8 protein-coding genes are annotated in these 7379 nt (G+C 70.3%); 2 read left to right on the top strand and 6 right to left on the bottom strand.

Annotated elements, in window-relative coordinates:
* Positions 1 to 120: 120 nt before the first annotated feature.
* The 3 genes from ABT004_RS27925 to ABT004_RS27915 form a co-directional block, all read right to left on the bottom strand.
* The gene (locus ABT004_RS27925; protein ID WP_351342181.1) at positions 121 to 1164 is read right to left on the bottom strand and encodes an RNA polymerase sigma factor SigF; all 1044 of its coding nucleotides are present in this window, start codon (positions 1162 to 1164) and stop codon (positions 121 to 123) included.
* The gene (locus tag ABT004_RS27920; protein ID WP_351342180.1) at positions 1161 to 1574 is read right to left on the bottom strand and encodes an ATP-binding protein; all 414 of its coding nucleotides are present in this window, start codon (positions 1572 to 1574) and stop codon (positions 1161 to 1163) included. Before ABT004_RS27920 ends, ABT004_RS27925 begins: the two co-directional genes overlap by 4 nt.
* A 265-nt stretch (positions 1575 to 1839) precedes the next feature.
* Positions 1840 to 2100, bottom strand: coding sequence for a UBP-type zinc finger domain-containing protein (locus ABT004_RS27915; protein WP_351342178.1), 261 nt, complete (start codon positions 2098 to 2100; stop codon positions 1840 to 1842).
* Between the two features lie 51 nt (positions 2101 to 2151).
* Between ABT004_RS27915 and ABT004_RS27910 the strand changes: the two genes are divergently transcribed.
* Complete coding sequence (locus ABT004_RS27910) at positions 2152 to 3750, top strand: Na+/H+ antiporter (RefSeq protein WP_351342176.1); 1599 nt, start codon at positions 2152 to 2154, stop codon at positions 3748 to 3750.
* On the opposite strand, the gene ABT004_RS27905 is transcribed toward ABT004_RS27910, so the two are convergent.
* From ABT004_RS27905 to ABT004_RS27895, 3 genes are all read right to left on the bottom strand, one after another.
* Entirely contained in the window at positions 3729 to 4658 is a 930-nt protein-coding gene (locus ABT004_RS27905) for a 1-aminocyclopropane-1-carboxylate deaminase/D-cysteine desulfhydrase (protein ID WP_351342174.1), read from the bottom strand. The two genes, ABT004_RS27910 and ABT004_RS27905, sit on opposite strands and share 22 nt — an antisense overlap.
* Before the next feature lie 52 nt (positions 4659 to 4710).
* A complete protein-coding gene (locus ABT004_RS27900; RefSeq protein WP_351342172.1) occupies positions 4711 to 5301 on the bottom strand; it encodes an N-acetylmuramoyl-L-alanine amidase in 591 nt (196 codons plus the stop codon).
* Positions 5302 to 5476: 175 nt separating this feature from the next.
* The gene (locus ABT004_RS27895) at positions 5477 to 5710 is read right to left on the bottom strand and encodes a hypothetical protein (RefSeq protein ID WP_351342170.1); all 234 of its coding nucleotides are present in this window, start codon (positions 5708 to 5710) and stop codon (positions 5477 to 5479) included.
* Positions 5711 to 5930: 220 nt separating this feature from the next.
* On the opposite strand from ABT004_RS27895, the gene ABT004_RS27890 reads away from it, so the two are divergent.
* Positions 5931 to 7337, top strand: coding sequence for a family 2B encapsulin nanocompartment shell protein (locus ABT004_RS27890; protein ID WP_351342168.1), 1407 nt, complete (start codon positions 5931 to 5933; stop codon positions 7335 to 7337).
* Positions 7338 to 7379: the final 42 nt, after the last annotated feature.

The raw sequence follows: 7379 nt of genomic DNA, 5'->3' as shown, positions 1-7379 counted from the left end.
CCGGGCGGGGGGGCCCCCCGTCGGGGGGTTCCCCCGCCTTCCCCCCCACCCCCCACCCCCCACCGGGCCGGGCCCCCCCCGCGGATCCGCGTAGGGCGCCTTCCCGTGTGCGTACGTGGGTCACTCCTCGACGAGGAGCCTGTCCCGGAGCTGGGCCAGCGTGCGGGCCAGCAGACGGGAGACGTGCATCTGGGAGATGCCGACCTCCTGGGCGATCTGCGACTGCGTCATGTTCCCGAAGAACCGCAGCAGCAGGATGCGCTTCTCGCGCGGCGGCAGGTCCTCCAGGAGCGGCTTGAGGGACTCGCGGTACTCGACGCCCTCCAGCGCCTCGTCCTCGGAGCCCAGCGTGTCCGCGACCGCCGGGGACTCGTCGTCCGTGTCCGGGACGTCCAGGGACAGCGTGGAGTACGCGTTGGCCGACTCCAGGCCCTCCAGGACCTCCTCCTCGGAGATGCCCAGCTTCTCGGCCAGCTCGTGGACCGTGGGGGAGCGGCCGTTCAGCTGGGACAGCTCGGCGGTCGCCGTCGTCAGGGCCAGACGCAGCTCCTGGAGACGGCGCGGTACGCGCACGGCCCAGCCCTTGTCGCGGAAGTGCCGCTTGATCTCGCCGACGACCGTCGGCGTCGCGTACGTGGAGAACTCCACGCCCCGCTCGGGGTCGAAGCGGTCGACCGACTTGATGAGGCCGATCGTCGCGACCTGGGTGAGGTCGTCCAGCGGCTCGCCGCGATTGCGGAAGCGGCGCGCCAGGTGCTCGACCAGTGGCAGATGCATGCGCACGAGCTGATTGCGCAGCTCGGCGTACTCCGGGCTGTCGGCATGCATGGTGCGCAGCTCGATGAACATCGCCCGCGCAGCGCTGCGGTCCCGTGGATCGTGTCGGTCGTGCCGATCACCGTGTCGCTCGTGGTCGCTCATCAATCCCGCCCGTCGCGCGTCCGATCTCCCTGAGCCCCCGCGAAGTCCGGCTCCCGAGGTCGGCGCTGCCTCCTGTGCCGCGCCGGCCGTCGGGTCCGCCGTGTCCACGGGGTCCTCCGGGTGCGGCAGGGCCTGCTGCTCGGGGATGCCGGTGGTCGGCCGCTGCATCCCGCCCGTGCCGTCGGCCGGGAGATCCCGTGTGCCGCGCTTGTCGTCCCGCACCGGATCGTCCCCGTTCCTCACGTCGGGCCGGGGCCCGCGCCGCGCTTCTTGTAGAGGCTGATGGAGACGGTCTTGTCCTCGGCCACTGTGGAGTCGACCTGGCCCGCGAGGGCCGACAACACCGTCCACGCGAAGGTGTCGCGCTCAGGGGCCCGGCCGTCGGTCGTCGGCGCGGAGACCGTCACCTCCAAGGAGTCGTCGACCAACCGGAACACACAGCTGAGCACGGAGCCCGCGACGGCCTGCTGAAGCAGGATCGCGCAGGCCTCGTCGACAGCGATGCGAAGGTCCTCGATCTCGTCGAGGGTGAAGTCCAAACGCGCTGCGAGGCCGGCCGTCGCCGTACGCAGCACCGACAGGTAGGCACCCGCAGCCGGCAGCCGGACTTCCACGAAGTCCTGATTCCCGGGCTCGCCTGCGATCTGGGACACCCTCACCTCCAAGGTGGTACAAGCACTTTCGGGCTCCGGAGGTGTCGTCCCCCGGGTGATGCGCCACATATATCTGCGGTGACGCTACCGCGCGCCCGACTTTCCTGTCCCGGGGACCCCCGGCCCAGTGCTGTCACTCATAGTAAGCCTACGGGTACGGACAGTGGCTAGAGGGTGTGCGGGCTCAATTGGAAAGAGCGGGCGCCGGTTTGACGTACCCAGGCGCCAGTGGATCGAACCCCGGAAGGGCCCGGGATCCGCCGGGTCAGACGAGAATCGAGTCGACAAAGCACCAACGCCAGCTCTCACCAGGCTCGAAGGTGCGCATCACCGGATGTCCCGTCTCGGTGTGGTGAGCCGTCGCATGCCTGTACGGCGACGAGTCGCAGCAGCCGACGTGACCGCAGACCAGACACAGCCGTAGTTGCACAGGGTGACTGCCGACGGCCAGGCACTCCAAGCAGGTCTCGCTCAGAGGTGCGGGCTCGGGGTGCGGCAACGCGGCGACGTGCGAGCACTCGTTCATGATGGCCAGGTTACGACGGGTGGGGCGGAGCAGGGCGGTGGAAGGCGGGTCATGGACGTATTGCCTCTGGTGGGTCTGGTCGCCGCGAGTGCGGCTGTGGCGGGGGCGGCGCGCAGGACGCGCGTGCCCGCACCGCTCCTCCTGGTCGCCATCGGCCTGATGGCGTCCTACGTGCCGTGGGTCCCGGAGTACGTGCTCGACCCACATGTGGTGCTGCCGCTGATCCTGCCTCCGCTGCTGCACACCGCCGCCCTGGAGAGCTCCTACCTCGACCTGAGGGCGAACATCCGGCCCGTCGCGCTGCTCTCCGTGGGCTACGTCCTGTTCGCCACGCTCGCGGTGGGCTGGCTCGCGTACGAGCTGATCCCGGACCTGCCGCTGACGGCCGCGCTCGTCCTCGGGGCGGTGATCGCGCCGCCGGACGCGGTGGCCGCCACGGCGATCGCCCGGCGGGTGGGGTTGCCCTCCCGGATCACCACGATCCTGCAGGGCGAGTCCCTCGTGAACGACGCGACTGCGATCACCGCCTACAAGGTGGCGCTCGCCGCGGCGGTGGGTGAGGGCGCAAGCTGGGCGGGCGGCATCCAGGAGTTCCTGGTGGCGGCCGTCGGCGGGGTCGGTGTGGGGCTGCTGCTGATGGTGCCGCTGCACTGGTTGCGCACGCACCTCAAGGAAGCGCTGCTGCAGAACACGCTCTCCCTGCTGATCCCCTTCGTCGCGTACGCGGTCGCGGAACAGGTGGGCGCTTCCGGGGTGCTCGCCGTCGTGACGGTGGCGCTCTACCTGGGGCACCGCTCCTGGCAGGTCGATTTCGAGACACGGCTTCAGGAGGCCGCGGTGTGGAAGGTCGTCGCGTTCATCCTGGAGTCGTCGGTCTTCGCGCTCATCGGCCTCCAACTGCGCTTCGTCCTCGAAGGGCTCGGCGAGTACAGCGTGTGGCAGGCCGTCTGGTACGCGGTCGGGGTGTTCGTCTTCGTGGTCGTCATCCGCTTCGTCTGGTCGTATCCGGCCACCTATCTGCCGTTGTGCATGTCGTCGCGCATCCGCGCGCGCGAGAGCGACACGGACTGGAAGCGGCCGCTGGTCGTGAGCTGGGCCGGCATGCGGGGCGTGGTGTCGCTGGCCATCGCGTTCTCCATCCCGCTGGTCACGGAGGACGGCGAGCCGTTCCCCTCGCGCAACCTGGTGCTCTTCCTGACCTTCACGACGGTCATCGGGACGCTCGTCGTCCAGGGGCTCACGCTGCCGCCGCTCATCAAGCTCCTCAAGCTGCCCGGCCGGGACACGCAGGCCGAGACGCTCGCCGAGGCGCAGGCGCAGAACGCCGCCTCCGTGGCCGCGGAGGAGCGCGTGGAGGAGTTGATGCGCGACGAGCGCAACACGCTGCCCACCCCCCTCCAGGACCGTCTGCGCACCGTTCTGGAGCGCCGCCGCAACTCGGTGTGGGAGCGGCTCGGGCAGTCCAACCCGGTGACCGGGGAGTCCGCCGACGACACGTACCGCCGACTCGCGCGGGAGGCGATCGCGGCCGAGCGCGAGGTCTTCGTACGGATGCGGGACGAGCGGCGGATCGACGACGAGATGCTGCGGACGATGTTGCGCAAGCTGGACCTGGAGGAGGCCGCCGCCTATCGCGAGGTCGACGACTGAGCGCCTTCGAAGGGGGCGCCGGTGATCACCGCCGCGAGCGTCGTGCCGCGGGGGAACGCGCCCTCCTGCGTGAGAGCGACAAGTGCGTACAGCGCTTTGGCGACATAGAGGTGCTCCACTGGCACCCCGTGGCGGGCCTCGAAGTCCTCGGCGAACGCCGCGAGTTCCTCGGGCACGCGCGCGTAGCCGCCGAAATGGAACCGGTCCTCCACCCGCCACGAGCCCCGCGGGCCGCCGAAAGCCGCCTCCTGCAGAGCGCGGACGTCGGCCTTGAGGAATCCGCCCTTGAGGACGGCGACGCCCACGGCGCGCTGGCCGGGGGCGAGTCCGGCGGCGAGCCCCGCGAGAGTGCCGCCCGTGCCGCAGGCGAGCGCGACGACATCCGCGTGGTCGCGCAGCTCCAGGCCGAGGTCCGTACAGCCTTGAACGGCAAGGGAGTTGCTGCCGCCCTCGGGCACCACGTACGCGTCCCCGGCGTCGGCGGCGTCGAGGAGCCCGTCCAGCACGTCGGGATCGGTCTTGCGTCGGTACGTCGACCTGTCGACGAAGTGCAGGCGCATCCCGTCGGCCACGCAGCGGGACAGGGACGGGTTGAGCGGGCGGTCGGCGAGTTCCTGGCCGCGGACGACGCCGATGGTGGGCAGGCCGAGGAGCCGGCCCGCCGCGGCCGTGGCCCGCAGATGGTTCGAGTACGCGCCTCCGAAGGTGACGAGTCCGCGGCCCTGGGCCGCCGCCGCGTCGAGGTTCCGGGCGAGCTTGCGCCACTTGTTGCCGATCAGGTCCGGGTGGATCAGGTCGTCCCGCTTGAGCAGCAGCCGCACGCCGTGGCGCGCGAAGCGCTCGTCCCCGGCCTCCACGAGGGGAGACGGGAGACGCGGACGAAGGCCGGGGCCGATGGGGCGGGACACCCGGCCATTGTCGGACACCCGGCCGGGTCCCCGCCCGCGCGGCGGTCGGCGGCTACTTGAGCCGGTCCCCGATGCGCTTGCGCATCGACGCCATCGTGAACCCCTTGGGGTCGATCTTCCCCGGCTGCCACTCCAGGTGACCGATGACCGAGCGCTCGGTCCAGTCGTGGTGGCGGCAGATCGCCGCGGCCGCCTTCTCGATGGCCTCCAACTGGGCGGCGGGCCACGGGTCGTCCCCGTCGCCGAGGTTCTCGCACTCGAAGCCGTAGAAGCGGCTGTTGCCGTCCGTGTTCGCCTCGTTGTCGTGCGGCAGGGCCTTCTCCGCGATCACCGCGCGCAGCACGTCGTCGTCGCCCAGGCCCGCGTGGTTCGCCCGGCCGTAGCCGACCAGGTGGACGCGGCCGTCCTTCGTGATGACCCCGTGGCACAGCGGCCCCGGCAGGTTCGCATGGCCCTCGCGGCAGACGCGCACGGTGCCGGCGCTGCCGGAGGTGGCGGTGTGGTGGATCATCACCCCGTTCAACGGGCCCCAGTCGCCGATGTGATTGCGGTTGTGATGCCGCCAGTCGCCGACTTCGACCACCGTCAGACCCTCGTCCTTGAGAGCCTTGATGAAGCTGCTTGCGGACATGGGTGGGGCCACGGCCGCCTCCTTTACGGGAGCGACGGCCGCCGACTGCGCACCGTCTCGTACGGTTCGCTTTTACCCGGAACTGCCGTGCAGCGACCTACTGTTCGCATAACGTGCACAAGGTTCGCGGCGTCGGCGGCCGGGGCTCGCGGCTCCGGCGGGATCCGTCAGAAGCACCCTCGGGCACTCAGCCGCGCAGAACCCCGTCCCCGTTCGCCGCGATGTGCGATTCGAGGGCCTGCAGCGCCTGCTGCGTGGCCTGCGGGCTGCCGGTGCCCTTGCGCTCCGCGTAGTACGCCGAGCCCAGTCGCTTGAGCAGATCCGCGCCCGCACGCTGCGCCTGCACGTCGTCCAGCTTCTGCTTGCCCTGCGTCAGGCCGCGCTGCGCCTGCTCCTTGGCCCGATCCATGAATCCCGCCATGCTGATCACCCTTCTCGTCTTTACCGTTTCCTGACCAACGTGCGCCGGGAACTTCGAGTTCCGGCCGTCGGCGGAGCATGAGCCGGGAGAGTGCGAAAGTGCCCGCCCAATGCCCCACCCGCCCGCCATCCATTCCCCCTCATTTGTGTAATGGTGCGATCGCTCTCCGTGCTGAAGGCTTGTCCGCGCAGGTCAGTTCATGATCGGGAGGGCATTGCACATGTCGGTAGGCGAAGAGGTCCGCGAGCAGACCCCCGGACCGCAGAAGAGTCTGGGTACGTCCGCGGCGCGGAACCTGGCCACGACCACCAAATCCGCACCGCAGATGCAGGAGATCAGCTCCCGCTGGCTGCTGCGGTCACTGCCCTGGGTGGATGTGAAGGGTGGTGCGTACCGGGTCAACCGACGGTTGAGCTACTCGGTCGGAGACGGACGCGTCACGTTCGTGAAGACGGGGGACGATGTCAGGGTCATCCCCGCCGAGTTGGGGGAGCTCCCCGCGCTGCGGGGCTTCGAGGACGAGGGCGTGCTTGCCGAGCTCGCCCAGCGCTGCACCCAGCGGGAGTTCGCGGCCGGCGAGCTGCTCGCCTCGTTCGGCAGCCGGGCCGACGAGGTGTTCCTGCTCGCACACGGCCGCGTCGAGAAGGTCGGCACAGGGCCCTACGGGGACGACGCGGTGCTCGGAGTGCTGGCCGACGGCGCGTACTTCGGCGACCAGGCGCTGCTCGACCCGGAGGGCATCTGGGAGTACACGGCGCGAGCGGCCACCGCGTGCACCGTCCTCACGCTGCCGCGCGGCGACTTCGAGCAGATCGCCGAGCGCGCCGGGTCGCTGCGCGACCACCTCCAGCGGTTGCGCTCGCTCCCCGAGCAGCGGGCCAACGCGTACGGCGAGAAGCAGATCGACCTCGCGGCCGGTCACGTCGGGGAGGCGGTCCTGCCCGGGACCTTCGTCGACTACGAATCCGCGCCGCGCGAGTACGAACTGAGCGTCGCCCAGACCGTGCTGCGCATCCACTCGCGCGTGGCCGATCTCTACAACCAGCCCATGAACCAGACGGAGCACCAGCTCCGGCTCACGGTCGAGGCGTTGAAGGAGCGCCAAGAGCACGAACTCGTCAACAACCGGGAGTTCGGCCTGCTCAGCAACTGCGAGTACGAACAGCGCCTGCAGCCGCACGACGGCGCGCCGGGCCCCGACGACATGGACGAACTGCTCAGCAGGCGGCGCGGCTCCAAGCTGTTCCTCGCGCACCCGAAGGCGATCGCCGCGTTCGGCCGCGAGCTCAACAAGCGGGGCCTGGTCCCCGAGAGCATCGACGTCGGCGGGAGCCGAATCCCGACCTGGCGCGGTGTGCCGATCTATCCGTGCGACAAGATCCCGGTCTCCGACGCGCGGACCACGTCCATCATCTGCATGCGTACGGGAGAGGAGGACCAGGGCGTCATCGGGCTGCGCCAGTCCGGCATCCCGGACGAGATCGAACCGAGCCTGTCCGTGCGGTTCATGGGTATCAGCGAGCAGGCGATCATCTCGTACCTGGTGACGACGTACTACTCGGCGGCGGTCCTGGTGCCCGATGCGCTAGGGGTGCTGGAGAACGTCGAGGTCGGCAGGTGGCGGTGACGGGCCGCGCCCTTCTCGCCGTGTCCCCGCCCGACCGGGCGG

It is taken from the genome of Streptomyces sp. NPDC002790, from assembly GCF_040295505.1.
Classification (GTDB): domain Bacteria; phylum Actinomycetota; class Actinomycetes; order Streptomycetales; family Streptomycetaceae; genus Streptomyces.
The sequence above is the reverse complement of the archived record's forward strand: the minus strand, read 5'-3'. Positions and strand labels throughout refer to the sequence as shown.